The sequence below is a fragment of the Amycolatopsis sp. VC5-11 genome (genome assembly GCF_037034185.1).
Lineage (GTDB): Bacteria > Actinomycetota > Actinomycetes > Mycobacteriales > Pseudonocardiaceae > Amycolatopsis > Amycolatopsis nivea.
Genome location: NZ_JBAGKF010000010.1, coordinates 266058 through 282540 on the forward strand (window position 1 = coordinate 266058; position 16483 = coordinate 282540).

General features: G+C 68.3%; 16 protein-coding genes. 11 read left to right on the forward strand and 5 right to left on the reverse strand.

Annotated features, from left to right (window positions below; all coding sequences use genetic code 11):
• Window positions 1–27 precede the first annotated feature (27 nt).
• The 11 genes from WA670_RS28250 (at window position 28) to WA670_RS28300 (ending at window position 11605) form a co-directional block, all read left to right on the forward strand.
• Window positions 28–1140 (forward strand): serine hydrolase domain-containing protein, encoded by a 1113-nt coding sequence (locus WA670_RS28250; protein ID WP_336159344.1) that lies wholly within the window; start codon window positions 28–30, stop codon window positions 1138–1140.
• Between the two features lie 275 nt (window positions 1141–1415).
• Window positions 1416–2147, forward strand: a complete 732-nt coding sequence (locus WA670_RS28255; RefSeq protein WP_336159345.1) for a glycoside hydrolase family 75 protein — start codon at window positions 1416–1418, stop codon at window positions 2145–2147.
• Window positions 2148–2264: 117 nt separating this feature from the next.
• Window positions 2265–3167: a nucleoside hydrolase gene (locus WA670_RS28260; protein ID WP_336159346.1), complete on the forward strand. Its 903-nt coding sequence runs from the start codon at window positions 2265–2267 to the stop codon at window positions 3165–3167.
• Between the two features lie 80 nt (window positions 3168–3247).
• Window positions 3248–3661, forward strand: coding sequence for a hypothetical protein (locus WA670_RS28265; protein WP_336159347.1), 414 nt, complete (start codon window positions 3248–3250; stop codon window positions 3659–3661).
• A gap of 205 nt (window positions 3662–3866) precedes the next feature.
• Window positions 3867–5741 carry a molecular chaperone DnaK gene (gene dnaK / locus WA670_RS28270; protein ID WP_336159348.1) on the forward strand — a complete coding sequence of 625 codons (1875 nt, stop codon included), beginning with the start codon at window positions 3867–3869 and terminating at the stop codon, window positions 5739–5741.
• Between the two features lie 5 nt (window positions 5742–5746).
• The gene (locus WA670_RS28275) at window positions 5747–6229 is read left to right on the forward strand and encodes a nucleotide exchange factor GrpE (RefSeq protein WP_336159349.1); all 483 of its coding nucleotides are present in this window, start codon (window positions 5747–5749) and stop codon (window positions 6227–6229) included.
• Window positions 6229–7149, forward strand: a complete 921-nt coding sequence (locus WA670_RS28280) for a DnaJ C-terminal domain-containing protein (RefSeq protein ID WP_336159350.1) — start codon at window positions 6229–6231, stop codon at window positions 7147–7149. Before WA670_RS28275 ends, WA670_RS28280 begins: the two co-directional genes overlap by 1 nt.
• On the forward strand, window positions 7146–7457 hold the full coding sequence (locus WA670_RS28285) for a chaperone modulator CbpM (protein ID WP_238604772.1): 312 nt from the start codon (window positions 7146–7148) through the stop codon (window positions 7455–7457). Before WA670_RS28280 ends, WA670_RS28285 begins: the two co-directional genes overlap by 4 nt.
• 2 nt (window positions 7458–7459) lie before the next feature.
• Window positions 7460–10084 (forward strand): ATP-dependent chaperone ClpB, encoded by a 2625-nt coding sequence (clpB, locus tag WA670_RS28290; protein ID WP_238604773.1) that lies wholly within the window; start codon window positions 7460–7462, stop codon window positions 10082–10084.
• Between the two features lie 4 nt (window positions 10085–10088).
• Window positions 10089–11267 carry a PucR family transcriptional regulator gene (locus WA670_RS28295; RefSeq protein WP_336159351.1) on the forward strand — a complete coding sequence of 393 codons (1179 nt, stop codon included), beginning with the start codon at window positions 10089–10091 and terminating at the stop codon, window positions 11265–11267.
• A 2-nt stretch (window positions 11268–11269) separates the two neighbouring features.
• Window positions 11270–11605: a hypothetical protein gene (locus WA670_RS28300; protein WP_336159352.1), complete on the forward strand. Its 336-nt coding sequence runs from the start codon at window positions 11270–11272 to the stop codon at window positions 11603–11605.
• Between the two features lie 27 nt (window positions 11606–11632).
• Here the strand turns inward: WA670_RS28300 and WA670_RS28305 are convergent, their stop codons facing one another.
• From WA670_RS28305 to WA670_RS28325, 5 genes are all read right to left on the reverse strand, one after another.
• Entirely contained in the window at window positions 11633–12613 is a 981-nt protein-coding gene (locus tag WA670_RS28305; protein ID WP_336159353.1) for an alpha/beta hydrolase family protein, read from the reverse strand.
• A 91-nt stretch (window positions 12614–12704) separates the two neighbouring features.
• A complete protein-coding gene (locus WA670_RS28310) occupies window positions 12705–13976 on the reverse strand; it encodes an FAD-binding protein (protein WP_336159354.1) in 1272 nt (423 codons plus the stop codon).
• A gap of 87 nt (window positions 13977–14063) precedes the next feature.
• Window positions 14064–14708, reverse strand: a complete 645-nt coding sequence (locus WA670_RS28315; protein ID WP_037820036.1) for a carbonic anhydrase — start codon at window positions 14706–14708, stop codon at window positions 14064–14066.
• A gap of 82 nt (window positions 14709–14790) precedes the next feature.
• Window positions 14791–14955 carry a hypothetical protein gene (locus tag WA670_RS28320; protein WP_167754393.1) on the reverse strand — a complete coding sequence of 55 codons (165 nt, stop codon included), beginning with the start codon at window positions 14953–14955 and terminating at the stop codon, window positions 14791–14793.
• Window positions 14956–15113: 158 nt separating this feature from the next.
• Entirely contained in the window at window positions 15114–16010 is an 897-nt protein-coding gene (locus WA670_RS28325) for a hypothetical protein (RefSeq protein WP_336159355.1), read from the reverse strand.
• Window positions 16011–16483 lie beyond the last annotated feature (473 nt).

Sequence of the window (16483 nt, forward strand, 5' to 3'; positions counted from 1 at the left end):
CGGCGGCTGTCGACCTTGAGGAGTGCGATGAGACGCAAAGCTTTCGGTGCCGTGGCGGTCGCGGCCGCCTTGATCGGCCTGGCCAGCCCGGCTTCGGCGGAAACGCCCGCCGACATCCTCCAAGCGGGCGCCCAGGCCGGCGTCAGCGCGGGATACCCCGGGGTGATCGGGCTGGTCCGCAACGGCGAAAGCACGCAGTACATCCACGCCGGATACGGAAACCTCACCACCAAGACCCCGGCGGACCCGAAAGCGCAGTTCCGGATTGGCAGCGACACCAAGGCGTTCACCGCCGCGGTGCTGCTGCAACTGGAAGCCGAAGGCAAGCTCTCCCTCGACGACACCGTCGCCCGCTGGCTGCCCGGCGCGGTGAACGCCAACGGGAACGACGGCACGAAGATCACCGTCCGGCAGGTGCTGCACCAGACCTCCGGATTGCCGGACTACACGGGCGACTCGCGGTTCCTCAACTCCTACGTCGCGAACAGCAACCCGCGCCAGGCGTGGCCGCCGCAGACGCTGGTGGACATCGCGACGTCGCATCCGTCGCTGGGCACGTCGTTCCACTACTCGAACACCAACTACATCCTCGCCGGCATGGTGATCAAGGCGGTGACCGGAAACGAACCGGCCGTCGAGATGCAGCGGCGCATTTTCGAGCCGCTCGAATTGAGCAACACCTCGTTCCCGACCGCCGACCCGGGGTTGAGCGGCAATTACCTGAACGGCTACTACATCTCGTTCGGTCTGTTCTACAACGACTTCACCGTCTCGAATGTGCAGGCGTTCGGGACCGCGGGCGCCATTGTGTCCACAGAGGACGATCTGGCGACGTTCGAACGCGCGCTGTTGAGCGGAAAGCTCCTGCCGCCGCAGCAGCAGGCCGAATTGAAGACGACGGTGCCGATCGACAACGCGGGCAACCAGTACGGGCTGGGGATCGGCCTTTCGCCGACGGCCTGCGGAATGGCGTGGAATCACAGCGGCGGGGTGCTCGGCTACTTCAACACGTGGCTGACCAGCGACGACGGCAGCAAGCAGGTGCTGGTGGCGGCCAATGAGAACCATCTGGCCGGAGCCGCGACCCGGGGGCAGACCACGCTCGGCAACGCGGCGCTGAAGGCCTACTGCGCGTCCTAGGCCCGCTGTCGGTCGTGAGGGGAACCCTGCGGGAATCAGATTCCCTCAGGGTTCCCCTCACGACCAGTCCGGGTCTGCTGGGCCCGGCTGGGCGGCGGAGTTCCGGTCAGCGGCACCTGTCCGGCGTGGATTCCCAGCACCAGGCGGCCGCCGCGGACTTTCTGGGAATCACCTCGTGACACGGGCCGGTCACGGGTGGTTCACTATGTTAGGAAGTTTTCCTAATGAAGGCTGGAGGTCGCCCGGTCATGTCATCCTCCCGTAGGCGTTTCGCTGTGGTCGGCGCCGCCCTGGGGCTCGCCGTGCCGCTCGCGGTCAACTCCGCGCACGCGGAAACCGCCGACGCCACCGCCAAGTCCTATACGGCCGCGCAGGTGCTGGCCGGCGTCAAGAAGAACAGCACGGACGCGAACAAGGTCAACTCCAAACCGCACATCAACACCATGACGCGGGCCAAGAACGTCAACGTCTACCAGGTGGCGAAGGGCGTCTACGCCTACGGTTCCGGACTGGCCGTCGACACCGACGGCAGCGACCCGGACCCCGATCCCGACCACCAGGGCACGACGACTTTCAAGGACAGCAACGGAAAGTCGCTCGGCGCGCACCACGTGCCGTTCTACGTCCTCGGCGACGACTGCTACGACAAGAAGAGCCCTTGCCCGCATTTCTTCTACAAGGAACACGGCATCAAGGGCCGTCAGTTCGCGCTGATGTTCTACAAGAGCAAGGTGATCGGCGCGATCTTCGGCGACACGCAGACCGCGAACGACCAGGACACTTCGGACAACGACTCGCGCGAATTGGGCGAGGCGTCGGTGAAGGCGGCTTCGCTGCTGGGAATGAACAGCAGCGGCACTGACGGCGGCGTCGACAACGGCGTGACCGTGGTGATCTTCTCCGGTTCGGACTGGGTCGTGAACGGCACCAACTCCAACCTGAACGCGACCGCCCAGGGCATGGTCACCAAGGCGCTGGACAGCCTTGGTGCGAGCATGGGTATCTGATTTTCCGCCGAACGCGGTCACTGCCGAAGCTGGCGGTGGCCGCGTTCGACGTGTTGTTCTCCGGTTCGGTTGACGGCGAAGTTTGCGTCGTTCGCCGTTCTCCGGAGAAGATGTCTTATGGCGACCACGACCACCGTCATTGTCGACCAGGATAGCGGTGTCGACGACGCGCTTGCTCTTGTTCTCCTGGCCCGTGCGCCCGGGGTCGAGATCGTCGGCGTGGGTTCAGTGCACGGCAACGTGTCCGCGGCGGCCGCGGCCGACAACGGCTTGCGAGCGCTCGAGCTCGCGGGGGATCACTCGACACCGGTCGCGGTAGGAGCTTCTGATCCGCTTGCCCGTCCTCTGCATCTCGCCCACCCCGAAGACCTCCTGGGCAAAGCGGCGGGTTCGCCGAAGCGGACGCCCGTGCGGGAGGAAACCGCCGCTGAGCAACTGGTGCGTCTTGCTCGGGAGAGCCCCGGCCGGGTCGATCTTCTGACGCTCGGCCCGCTCACCAATGTCGCGCTCGCTCTGCGGGCTGAACCCGAGTTGCCCCGACTGGTCCGGCGTGTGGTGTCGATGGCTGGCGCATTCGAGGTGAAGGGCAACATCAGCGACTGCGCGGAAAGCAATGTGTGGCACGATCCGGAGGCGGCGGCCCAGGTCGTGGCTGCTGGGTTCGACCTGACGCTGGTCCCTCTCGATGTGACTCGCAAAGCCACCGTCACCCGGCTATGGCTAGAACGCCTCGCTGCCGATCAGGACCGGCTGTGGGGGCGGATGGCGGCGATGCTCCTTGCCATGCCTGGAAAGGTGCCTGCTTTTCCGCTGCATGACCCCTTGGCCGCCGCGATCCTGCTCGACCCGTCGATCGCCAGGTTCCGCCACGCGTCGGTCACCGTCGACGTCGGGGAGCGGCGGGGGCAGACTCGGATTGGGGAGGCGACGCCCGGGGTGAACACGGCTGTCGTCGTTGCCGCTGATGCCAGCGCCCTGCTCGCACAGTTGACCCACGCTTTGCTGCCTGGTCGGCGCTAGGAGAGTGGCTTGTGGAAATTTCTTTCTCGCCGAGTCCCGTCTACACGCCTGCTGGGCGAGAACATGCCCATGCTGACGGCTTGGCTGCCATTTCCCAACACGATTTGCAGTGGTATTTCTTCCTCGGCCAGTTTTCGATCTCCCATGCCGGAATCGGGATCGGGCCTCCGTGGGGCTGGGTGCCGCTGTTCGACGCCATGTTCTGCGTGCGGAACGTGATGGCCGTCGCCCGGACAGGAAGCGGAACCTGGACGATCGACTTCACCGAGAACGCCGAACTCATCGTCTTCGACTTCGATCGAGGTTCCCTCCGGGGCACTCCGACCTATCTGGATGCCGTAGTGCATTGCTCCGCCGACGAATTCGTCGCCGCTGGGACGGGTTTCATCACGGGAGAACTGCGCCGGGTGCTGGCCGAGTACCCCTCGCTGGCCCGCAACCAGGCTGCTCGGACGCTGGCGCGGGACGTGGGGCTGGAGCTCCCCGCCGGGTAGCGCGGCTTTCCGGTCGCCCCTTTGTGTCGCGGAACAATCTTCTTTGGCGCGTCCCACAATCGCAAGACAATTCCCCTGGAAAACGCGCCAGTGAAGATCATCCCGTGTTGACGCCCCCTTTCCTTCTCCAGTACACCAGACCTCGGACTCGCCCTGTCCGGAGGTATTCGGGCAGGAGAAGAAAATCCCGGAAAGGAACGGCGTCGTGGCGAAAGCGGTGGGCATCGACCTGGGGACGACCAACTCGGTCATCGCGGTGCTGGAGGGCGGTCAGCCCGCGGTGATCGCCAATGCGGACGGGGCTCGGACGACCCCGTCGGTGGTCGCGTACACCGATTCGGGCGAGCGGCTGGTCGGGCAGCTCGCGCGGCGGCAGGCGATCATGAATCCGAAGGGCACGATCTCGTCGGCGAAGCGGTTCATCGGCCGCCGGTTCGACGAGGTGGCCAGTGAGATCGACGCGGTGTCCTACGACGTCGTGCCGAGGCCGGACGGCGCGGTGCGGTTCGACGTGCACGGCAAGAAATACGCGCCGGAGGAGGTTTCGGCGCTCGTGTTGCGCAAGCTGGTGGACGACGCGTCGAAGTTCCTGGGCGAGAAGGTCACCGAGGCGGTCATCACGGTGCCGGCGTACTTCAACGACGCGCAGCGGCAGGCGACGAAGGACGCGGGCCGGATCGCGGGGCTCGAGGTGTTGCGGATCATCAACGAGCCGACCGCGGCGGCGCTGGCTTACGGGCTCGACAAGAAGCAGCACGAGACGGTGCTGGTGTTCGACCTCGGCGGCGGCACGTTCGACGTCAGCGTGCTGGACATCGGCGACGGCGTCGTGGAAGTGCGTTCGACCGCGGGCGACACGCATCTCGGCGGCGACGACTTCGACCGCCGGGTCGTCGACCATCTCGCGGACCAGTTCGAGCAGGAGAACGGCATCGACCTGCGGGCGGATCCGCAAGCGCTGCAACGGTTGTTCGAGGCCGCGTCCAAGGCGAAGGAAGAGCTGTCCTCGGTCACACAGACCACGATCAACCTCCCGTTCATCACCGCGGACGCCTCGGGGCCGAAACACCTGAACACGACGTTGATGCGCTCCACTTTCGACCAGATCACCTCCGACCTCGTCGAGCGCTGCAAGGTGCCGGTGGAGCGGGCGCTGGCCGACGCGAAGCTCACCGCGAACGACATCGACGAGGTCATCCTGGTCGGCGGTTCGACGCGGATTCCGGCGGTGCAGGCGCTGGTGCGGCGCATGACCGGCGGCAAAGACCCGAACATGACGGTCAATCCGGACGAGGTCGTCGCCCTCGGCGCGGCGGTCCAGGCGGCCATCATCAAGGGCGAGGCCAAGGACGTCCTGCTGCTGGACGTCACCCCGCTTTCGCTGGGCATCGAGACGATGGGCGGCGTGATGACCAAGGTCATCGACCGCAACACCACGATCCCGGCCCGGCGCAAGGAAACCTTCTCCACCGCCGAGGACAATCAGTCCGCAGCGGACATCGTGGTCCTGCAGGGCGAACGCGAGAAGGCGGCGGACAACCGGGTGCTCGGCCGGTTCCGGCTCGAGAACATCCCGCCCGCCCCGCGCGGCGTGCCGCAGATCGAGGTCACCTACGACATCGACGCCAACGGCATCCTCAACGTCTCGGCCAAGGACACCAATTCGGGCCGGGAGCAAACCATCACCATCTCCGAAAGCTCCAATTTGGACTCCGCGGACGTCGACCGCATGGTCGCCGACGCCGAGGCGCACCGGGCCGAGGACGCGAAGCTGCGCGAGATCGTCGACGCTCGCAACACCCTCGACAGCGCCGTTTACCAGGTGGAGAAAAGTGTCTCCGAGCTGGGCGACGCGGTGCCGGTCAACGAGAAGGCTCGCGCGGAGAACCTTGCCGTGGACGCCCGGGACCTCCTCAAGCAGGACGAGCCGAGCCTGGCGAAGCTGCGGTCGATGACCTCGGAACTCCAGCAGTTGTTCCACGGTCTGTCCGCGGTCGCGTCCACCGCGGGCGACGCGCCCGGTGCGCAATCCCCAGACGACGGCGACGACGTGGTCGACGCCGAATTCACCACCTCCTGACCGCCATGGAGAACCAGCGGCAAGACGCCGCGGAAGCGGAAAACAGCACCGAACTCCAGGCCAGAGTCGCGGAGTTGGAGAACAACTGGCGCACGGCGCTGGCGGATCTGGACAACCTCCGCAAGCGCACCGTCCGGGACACCGTGCAGGTGCGGCAGCAGGAACGCAAGCGGGCCGCCAAAGAACTCCTGACCGTGCTGGACAACTTGGACCTGGCCATCGGGCACGCCGAGGCAGACCCCGCGACCATCGTTGCCGGGGTGCAAGCGGTGCGGGCGCAGGCTGACCTGGCGATGTCCAACCTCGGGTTCCCGCGGCACGCGGACGACCAGGGGGAACCGTTCGACCCGCAGGTGCACGAGGCGGTGTCGGTCGTTCCGGCGGTGGGCGTCGAGCCGGGCACGGTGGTCCAGGTCGTGCGCCCCGGCTACGGCGGCGCCGAGAACCAGTTGCGGCCCGCGGCGGTCGTGGTCGCGAAGGCGGATTGATGAGCGACAGCGAGGACTTCTACGAACTGCTCGGCGTTTCCCGGACAGCCAGCCAAGATGAAATCCAGAAGGCGTACCGCAAACTCGCCCGCAAGTACCACCCGGATGTCAACAAGGACCCGGGGGCGGAGGAGAAGTTCAAGGCCGTCTCTGAGGCGTACGACGTGCTTTCCGAACCGGAGAAACGCAAGCGTTACGACGCGTTCGGCAAGGACTTCCGGCAGGTTCCCCCGGACATGGACCCGGACACCTACGCGCGCGCCAAGGCGGGCGGCGGCTTCCGGAGCAGCGGTTTCCAGAGTGCCGAAGGAGTCAACTTCGAGGACCTCTTCGGCGGCATGTTCGGCGGCTTCCAAGGCCGTCAGCGCGGCCCGATCCCCGGTGCCGACCAGGAAGCTGGCGTCGAGATCCGCCTGGAGGAGGCCTTCCACGGCGGACGGCGGTCGTTCACTCTCGACGGTCCGGAGGGTTCGCGCACGGTCGACGTCAACATCCCGGCCGGAGTGACCGACGGCAAACGCATCCGGCTGGCCGGGCAGGGCGGCTACGGCAGCGGGGAAGGCGCGCCGCGCGGCGACCTGTACCTGGTGGTGCATCTGGTGCACGACAAGCGCTACCGGGTAGAAGGCCGGGACGTGACCGTCGATCTTCCTTTGCTGCCTTCGGAAGCGGCGCTGGGCGCGACCGTCGCCATGGACCTTCCCGGCGGCGGCGAAGCGAAACTCAAGATCGCGGCGGGAACGTCCAGCGGACGGAAGCTCCGCCTGCGCGGGCGTGGCATCCCGAACAACCGCGGCAACCCCGGCGATCTGTACGCCGCGGTCAAGATCGTCGTCCCCCAGCACCTGACCGACGAGCAGCGGAAGCTCTACGAGGAGCTGGCCGCGGCCACCGACGACAACCCGAGGAGGCCGGGATGACTTACGCGCTCGTGCGCCGCAGCCCCGGCGCGGCGCATCTGGACCTGCCGACGTTCGCCCACGCGACCGGCCTGCATCCGGAGCTGGTCCGCCGGTTCACCGTGCTGGGCCTGCTGGAACCGGTCGAGGACGCGCGCGGCGAATGGTGGTTCCCGGCCGCGCAGGTGTCCGCGGCGGCGCGGATCCAGCGGCTGCGCGCCGGGTTCTCGCTGAACTACGCCGCGGTCGGCCTGGTCGCCGACCTGCTCGACCGCATCGCGGACCTCGAAGCGGACCTCCGTACCCGATCCCGACGCAGCGGAGACTGACCATGGATCCCAACCGGCTCACCCAGAAATCCCAGGAAGCGCTGCACGCCGCCCAGACCGCCGCGCTGAAATACGGCCAGCCGGAGGTCGACGGCGAACACCTGTTGCTCGCGCTGCTCGACCAGCCCGACGGGCTCGCGTCCCGGCTCCTCGAAGAGGCGGGCGCGGACCCGGCGCGGCTCAGGCAAGAGCTGGAAGCGGAACTCGGCCGCCGTCCCAAGGTGAGCGGCCCCGGCGTCGCGCCCGGCGAAACGCGCGTGACCGCCCGGCTAGCCCGCGTGCTCGACGCGGCCGATCGCGAAGCGGGGCGGTTGAAGGACGATTACGTGTCCGTCGAACACCTCGTCGCGGCATTGCTGGAGGAGGGGAGTTCGAGCGCGGCCGGACGGCTGTTGCGCGGCGCGGGCCTGACCCGGGACAAGTTCCTGGAGGTGCTGCGGAAGGTGCGCGGCAACCAGCGGGTCACCTCGGCGACGCCGGAATCCGCTTACGAGGCCTTGGAAAAGTACGGCCGCGACCTCGTCGCCGACGCGGCGGCGGGCAAGCTGGACCCGGTCATCGGGCGCGACGCGGAGATCCGCCGGGTGATCCAGATCCTGTCGCGCAAGACGAAGAACAACCCGGTGCTCACCGGCGATCCGGGCGTCGGCAAGACCGCGATCGTCGAAGGGCTCGCGCAGCGCATCGACCGCGGCGACGTGCCGGAAGGCCTCAAAGGCAAGACGGTCTTCTCGCTCGACCTCGGCGCGCTCGTCGCGGGCGCGAAGTACCGGGGCGAGTTCGAGGAGCGGCTGAAAGCGGTGCTCAACGAAGTGACCGCGGCCGAGGGCCGGATCCTGTTGTTCGTCGACGAACTGCACACCGTCGTCGGCGCGGGTGCCACCGAAGGCGCGATGGACGCGGGCAACATGCTCAAACCCATGCTCGCCCGCGGCGAACTGCACCTGATCGGTGCGACGACGGCGGACGAGTACCGCAAGTACATCGAGAAGGACGCCGCGCTCGAACGACGGTTCCAGCCGGTGCTGGTGGACGAGCCGTCGGTCGAGGACGCGATCTCGATCATGCGCGGGCTGCGGGAGCGGCTCGAAGTGTTCCACGGCGTGAAGATCCAGGACAGCGCGCTGGTCGCGGCCGTCGTGCTGAGCCATCGCTACATCTCCGACCGGTTCCTGCCGGACAAGGCGATCGACCTGGTGGACGAGGCGTGCGCGATGCTGCGCACGGAAATCGACTCGATGCCCGCCGAACTGGACGAGCTGAGCCGGCGGCTGACCCGCACCGAGATCGAGGAAGCCGCGCTCGCCAAGGAAACCGACGCGGCGAGTCACGCCCGGCTGGAAGAACTGCGTCGCGAACTGGTCGATCTGCGCGCCGAGGCGGGCGGGATGCGGACGCAGTGGGAGGCGGAACGCTCCGCACTGCACAAGGTGCAGGCGCTGCGGGAGGAGATCGAGCAGGTCAGCCGGGACGCCGACGCGGCCGAGCGGGCCTACGACCTGAACAAGGCCGCCGAACTGCGCCACGGCAAGCTTCCCGAGCTGGAGCGTCGCCTGGTGGGCGAGGAAGAACTGCTCGCCACGCGGCAGGCGGGCACCCGGTTGCTGCGCGAGGTCGTGACGGAGGAGGAGATCGCGGCGGTCGTGTCGCGCTGGACCGGCATTCCGGTCAGCCGGCTGCAGGAGGGCGAGCGGGAGAAGCTGCTGCGCCTGGACGAACTGCTGCACGAGCGCGTGATCGGGCAGGACGAGGCGGTGCAGCTGGTCGCGGACGCGATCATCCGGGCACGGTCGCGGATCAAGGACCCGCGCCGTCCGATCGGCTCATTCCTGTTCCTGGGCCCGACCGGGGTCGGCAAGACCGAACTGGCGAAGGCGCTCGCCGCGGACCTGTTCGACACCGAGGACAACATCGTCCGGATCGACATGAGCGAGTACCAGGAACGGCACACGGTCTCGCGGCTCGTCGGCGCGCCGCCCGGGTACGTCGGCTACGACGAGGGCGGCCAGCTCACCGAAGCCGTGCGGCGCAAGCCGTATTCGGTGGTGCTGTTCGATGAGATCGAGAAGGCGCACGCGGACGTGTTCAACGCGCTGCTGCAGGTGCTCGATGACGGACGGCTGACCGATTCGCAGGGCCGCACGGTCGACTTCCGCAACACCGTGATCATCATGACCTCCAACATTGGCGCGCATTTCCTGCTCGACGGCGTGAATGCCGAGGGCGAGATCACCGAGTCCGCGCGCGACGAGGTGATGACGGCGCTGCGCGGCCACTTCCGGCCCGAGTTCCTCAACCGCATCGATGACATCGTGCTGTTCAAACCGCTGACGCTGCCGGAGATCGAACGGGTTGTCGAACTGATGCTGGGCGAACTGCGCAAGCGGCTCGCCGAGCAGAACATGACCCTGGAGGTGTCCGACAAGGCGCTGCGTTTCATCGCGGAACAGGGCTTCGACCCGGTGTACGGCGCCCGGCCGCTGCGCCGGTTCCTCGCCCGCGAGGTCGAGACCCGGATCGGACGCGCGCTGCTCGGCGGCGAAGCGCACGACAACACGGTCATCGACGTCAGCCTCGACAACGGCGTGCTCACCGTGACGTGCCGGGACCACGCGGCAGCGGCGTGATCCGATGACCGCCGGCGAGCTCGTCGCGTGGGTCCGGCAGCGGCTGCCGCGGCTGATCGAGGACATCTGCGCGACGGTGTGCGAGCGGATCGACCTCTACCGCGACGAGAAGATCGTGCCGCGCGCGGACCTGCACCGTTCGGTCGCGGTCAACGTGCGGTTCCTGGTCGACGCGCTCGGCGGGATCGAGGACCCGGACCAGGGCGCACCGCAGGAGACCGGCAGCAGGCGCGCGCACCAGGGCGCGCCGCTGCCGGAGGTGCTGCAGGTGTACCGGATCGGCACCGCGATGCTGTGGGACCTGCTGGCCGGGCACGCCCGCGAGACCGGCAGCACCGACGTGCTGATCGACGCGGCCAGCCTGCTCTGGCAGGTCACCGACGAGCACGCGGTGCACGTGACCGAGGCTTACCGGACGGCGAGCGCGGAGCTTCTCGTTGCCCAGCAACGGCGTCGCTCCGCGTTGGCCGAGGCGTTGTTCACCGGCCAGCGTCTCTCCGGCGCCGGACCGTGGGAAGCCGGACGCCTGCTCGGCCTGCCTCCCGACGGCAAACTCGCCGTCGTCGCGGCCGAGACGCGCGGGCTGGCCGAGGAGAGCCTGGTCGGCATCGAACGGCGGCTCGGGCAGCTCGGCATCGTGTCGGCGTGGCAGCTCACTCCGGCCTGGCAAGCCGGGCTGATTTCGTTGCGCGACGAGCAATACCGCGCGGTGCTGGCGGTGCTCAATGAGGTGGCGCTGACCCGCACCGGGGTCAGCCCGCTGTACACGTCGCTCGCCGACACTCCGCGCGCGCTGCACCTGGCGCGGACCGCACTGGCCAGCGGACCGCCCGAACGCGTCGAGGTCCGCGCGTTCGATCCCAGCCCGCTGGCCGCGCTCGTCGCCTACGACCCCGACGAGGGCCGTAGGCTCGGCGACCAGGTCTTCGGCCCGGTCCTGGATTTGCCCGCCGACGAACGAGATCTGCTCCTGGAGACCCTCGAGGCGTACTTCTCCGGCGGCGGCTCTTCCGAACGCGCCGGGCAGATCTTGCACTGTCACGCCAACACCGTCCGCTACCGGCTGCGGCGGATCCGGGAACTCACCAACCGGTCGCTGACCGATCCGCGCGACGTGGCCGAACTGGTCACCGCGATGCAAGCGCTGCGCGTCGACAGTCAAGCCCGCTCTCAAAGGAAGTGACGATGAACCAGATCACCGCGAAAACCCTCGGCACCCCGAGCGGCGGGCTCTTCGACAACCCGTGGCCGCCGGATTTCCCGGCCGCCGGACAGCGCGTCGCGATCTTCGCCTACGAAGTCACCAGGGTCGACGGCACCGACCAGGACGACATCCGCACGTATCACGTCGGTCCCGCCGAAACCGCAGCGCAGGGACCGATCGGATCGAGCCGCGACGAGCCGCAAGGCGTCACCGTGGCCTGGCGCGGCTGCGGCACCGGCACGGTCACGTCGGTGTCGGCGCCGCTGGGCCGCGAACGCACCTGCGAGGTCACGCCGGACGAGGCGGGCCTGCTCTGACCGCCCGGCAACCCGGTTTCGCGTCAATCACCGCAGGCGGCTGGCGAAGAACGACACGATTTCGCGGACGGCGTCGCCGCGCTGCTGTCCCGGAGACAGTTTGCCGACGCAGTCCGCGGGCGCGTCGTCCTCGCCGCCGATCTTGCCGGGGGACCATTCGGTGTTGAAGAAGTTGTGGTTCGCCCCGGTCAGCGTCACCGAACTGATGTCGGGGTTGCGTCCTTCGGCGTCCTTGACGTACTGCAGGCCCACGGTGCGGACCGCGCCGTCGCAGGTGCCGACGACCACCTTGAACGGCACCCGGGTGACCAGCACGTCGCTGTTGTCGTCCTCAGTGGAATTGAAATAGACCGGCGCGAGCGGGACGACCGCGCGGATCCGGACCCCGGCGGGCCATTCGGGCGTGTGCTTGTCGGAGGCCTGCCACATCACGCCCTTCCCGCCGCGGGAATGCCCCATCGTCCCGACCCGGGAGAGGTCGACGTGCCCGCGGAACCGGCCGAGCGTGCGGGCCAGCGGTCCTTCGCCGCGGGCGAGATCGCGCCACAGCTCCAGATGCTTGTTGACCAGATGCGCGCGCGAGTAGTAGCCCTCGTCGCCGAGCAGATGCGCGTTGATGGCGTTGGCGCTGATCGACACCACGATGAAGCCCCGCTCGGCCAGCTTCTCCCCGAGGTAGTCGTAGCCGCGGAAACTCGGCAGCGACCGCTGTCCCGGCGGACAGGGCCAGTCGCCTCCCGGGGTCTTCGCGACCGGGTCCACGCAACTCCACCAGCTGCCGTGCTCCTGCACGATCAACGGATGCGGCCGTCCGCCGAGATCGCGCGGGTAGTGCACGACTGCGGCCAGCTCCATCGGCACGGACACGGTCGGATCGTGGAAGGCCTGATCGCCGAGGTTGTACTCGACGACGCCGACGCCCTGTCCGGTTTCTGCTCCTGCTTGCGGTGCCGCGATGGTCACCGTGGCCAGCACCAATGCGGCGAGGGCCATGCGAAGGAAAGTCATGCGGGAGAGGGTGCCGAGCGAGTGTCAGGGACTCGTGAGCGACGGAGGAACGGGCCGATTCATTGCCCGATGAGTCCGGGTTTCCGGCTTGCTACTCACCTTCACCGAGATGATTCCGCCAATCGTTCTCCGTGAAGGGAATTGCGCCGACTGGATAACTGGTGCCGCCGAGTTTCACCGCCGCGTCGTACCAGCGGCGATTGCTCTCCACCATCTGCTCGGCGATCGCTGCGGTCCTTGCGTAGCGGAGTGCCGCGACGAGGAAGATCGTCGGCGCGTCCGGCACCCGGAAGAGGGGCGTGGTGAGCGCGTCCGCGGGAACGGGGTAAGTCAGGATCAGCCCGGAGTCTCCCAGGTCGGCGTGCGTGAGGTCGGACATGATCCCGTCGACGAAAGTGTCGACGGCGTGGTCGGGCAGAAGCAGGTTCGCCCACGGATGCGGTGAACGCCATTCGCCGGTGGATTCGAGATAAACGACGGTTTCGTCCAGCCGGGTGGCGAACTCCGCATAACTGAGGTCTTCGATTTTGTCCCTAGCCGCGTCGAAGCCGAGGCCGTCGAGCAAGGCGTCGTCCGGTTCGGCGGGCGGAGTGGAGAAAGCGGCGACGTCGAGCAGATGGAGCCAGCCCGCGTCGCCGGGGATGATCTGTCCTTGGAGAAAGTCGAACCGGCGCTCGCGGAGGAGTTTTCGTTGCTGCGCGCGAAGTTCAGCCGCAGTCGGATAGTAAATCTTGACTCGCCGCACCCGTGCCGGCGCGGGAATGAGCGGAATGGTCGCGCGCACGATCACCCCGCCTCGGCCGAACCCGGCGAGCACCGCTGCGAAGAGGTCCGATGCTTCGGTCGGGGAACAGGTCCGGAGTGCCCCGTCGCGGGTGACGACGTCGAGGGACAGCACATTGTCGGTCTGCACCCCGTACCGGTGACTCGTGCCGCCGATCCCACCGACGGACAACGTCCCGCCGACGGAGAGATGGAGGTAGTCCGTGAGGACGCGGGGAGTCAGCCCGTGCTGGAGCGTGGCCGCCAGGAGTTCGGCCCAGGTCGTACCGGCGTCGACGACTACGCGGTCGTCGCTGATGTCGTGCACGGTACTGAGGCCACTGAGATCGAGCACGATCCCGGAAGCGGCCTGAGCCTGGCCCATGCCGGTGTGGCCCTGTCCTCGTGGCGTGACGGAAAGGCCGTGCTCCGCGGCGAAGCGGAGGACCGCGCTGACATCTCGGCACGAGCTGACCCGGGCGACGGCCAGCGGGGGACGGGAGACGATGCCGCCGAAGTCGGCAGCGGCGTAGGCGATTTCGGGCGGGTCGGTGGTCAGTGTGCCGTCGAGCTGGAGTCCTGCGAAGGGTTGCTCGGGCATGCACTGCCTCCCTGGTGTCCTATCCGCGCGCTTCGGCCACGGTAGCCCCGGAACACTGTTCCGGTTCCGCGGCCGAAGCGCGCGGGGTCAGGACACCGCTTTGGCGGCGGAGACGTCGACGCCGTGCGCGGCCACGACCTCGGCGCTGCCGTCGGCCAGCCGGTAACGCAGGCCGACGACCGCGGCCCGGCCGTCCGCGACCCGGTCGGCGAGCACCCGGGAGCGGTCCAGCAGCAGGTCGACGGTGTGCTTGACGTGCTCAGCCAGAATCTCGTGCGGCTCGACCCGGCCCGCGGCCCGCGCGGCGAGGACGCTGGGCGTCACCTTCTCGACGACGTCGCGGACGTAGCCGACCGGCGCGAGCCCGTCTTCGAGGGCGGCCCGGGCCGCGCCGACGGCACCGCACGAATCGTGGCCGAGCACGACGACGAGCGGGCAGTCCAGCAGGTCGACGCCGTACTCGATGCTGCCGAGCACCTCCCCGCCGATCACCTGGCCCGCGGTGCGCACGACGAACAGGTCGCCGAGGCCGCGGTCGAAGATGATCTCGGCGGCGAGGCGCGAATCGGAACACCCGAACAGGACCGCGAACGGATGCTGATTCGGCGCGATCGCCGCGCGGCGGGCAGCGTCCTGGTTGGGGTGTTCCGGGGCGCTGGTGACGAAGCGGTGGTTGCCTGCCATCAGCAGGTCGAACGCTTCCTGCGGAGTCGGCGGTGTCGTGTCGGCCATGCCCTCAGCCTAAGCCGACCGACGCCCCGAACGGTGTTGCGATCGTCTCTCCGGGCCCAGGTTTGAACCGCCCGCGGACGGGTTAACGGCCCCGGCCGAGCGCGGACCGCTTCACGAAGCCGACCGCGGCGGTCGCCAGGAACAGGACCGCGCCCACGACGACGAGCCAGAACAGGCCTTTGATCACCACCCCGAGCACGATGCACACCAGCCAGATCACCAGAAGCAGACCGAGCAGTGCCAGCATGGAGCCCTCCTGACCGTCGCCGGGAAACCGCGGTACTCGGGAGGGGTACCCGTTCGCGGCCGGGCTATGCGAGCCGTCCGGCCCCGGCCGCCTGGGGAAGGCGACCGGGGCCGATCTGCGCGTCGGTGTGCTGCGGAACCACTGCCTGAGGACGTCGATCAGGAACAGCGCCAGACATACGGGTGGTAGATCCCGTCGGCGTCCATGCGCGCCCCGGCCACCGTGCCGTCGTCGCCGATCCGGGACGGGAGGTCGCGCGTGATGTCGCCGAAGTTCGACACCCACGCACCCTGCCGCCACACGCCGTAGCCGGTGCCCTTGGAGTCGTTGCCGCCGTGCGCCACGTCGATCCGGCCGGTGATCAGGCCGTCCCGGTTGAGGGTGAGCTGCGGGTTGCCGTTGGACAGGTTGTAGCTGGAGCCGGGCAGCACGTGCGCGGCGCCCTGCTGGTCCCAATAGACGCCGACCGGCTTGTTGTTGTAGCTGGCGTTGCCGACCACGCGCCCGTTGGAGAACGCCGTGCCGTCGGGGAACTGCAGGCCCGGCAGGGTGCCGAGCGGGGTGATCGTGCCCGCCCGCCAGATCGCGAGACCGGAGTCGCGCAGCAGCAGGACCGAGCCGTCCTCGTCGACCGCTTGGGGCTGGGTGGGGTCCGGAGCCAGCCCGGGAAGCGCGGTGACGGTGCCCGGTTGCGCGGCGGGCCAGCGCACCACCGTGGTCAGGCCGCTGCTGTCGCCCCAGACGTAGCCGGTGATGTCGCCCGCGTCGTTGATGCCGAGCGCGGCGGCCTTGGTGTTGTTCCCCAGCTTCGGCAGCTCCTCCAGCACGTCGCCCCGAGAGCGGAACGCCGTGCTCACCGAGACCCCCGGGAAACTGACCCGGGCAGTACCGACGATCGTGCCCGCGCGGTTTTCGTCGGCCACCTCGTAGCTGAGCACGTCGTTCATGACGGTGAAGACGGAGTACGCACCGTTCTTCCAGGCAACCGGCCGCTGCCGCCCGCCGATGTCGGCGACGCCGGAGAAGCCGCCCTGGTGATCGGTCGCAGTCGGCATCCCGCCCTGGCCCGGCACGGGAAGCGCCGTCGCCCGCCAACTGCAAGCCGCCGCGGCGGACGCGGTCGAGGTCGGGACGAGCAAGGCCGCCGCGACCAGCAAGGCGCTGCCTAGTAACCGGTATCTGTGCACGTTTCCCTCCAAAGGGTGGCGGTGAACGCCGTCTAGGATCGCGTTCACTGCCGTGGGAGGGGGCGTGGATAGGGGTGGTTTCGCGTGATCAGGGGGGCCGCTGCGGTGATCGCCAGGGCGGATTCGGTGCTGGGGGCACGAGGTAGCGAGACAATGGCCGAGTGGTGCTGCGAGCGAATGCGGCACGACAGCAATTCCCAGCGTTTGACTGGTTACGGGACCCAGGATGGTTGACATGCCCGAGTGGGATCCGCCCGTCCATTGGTGGAGGAGCGCGATGGGGTCGGTGCGGATGTCGTGAGGGGAACCCTGAGGGAATCTGATTCCCTCAGGGTGGCCCT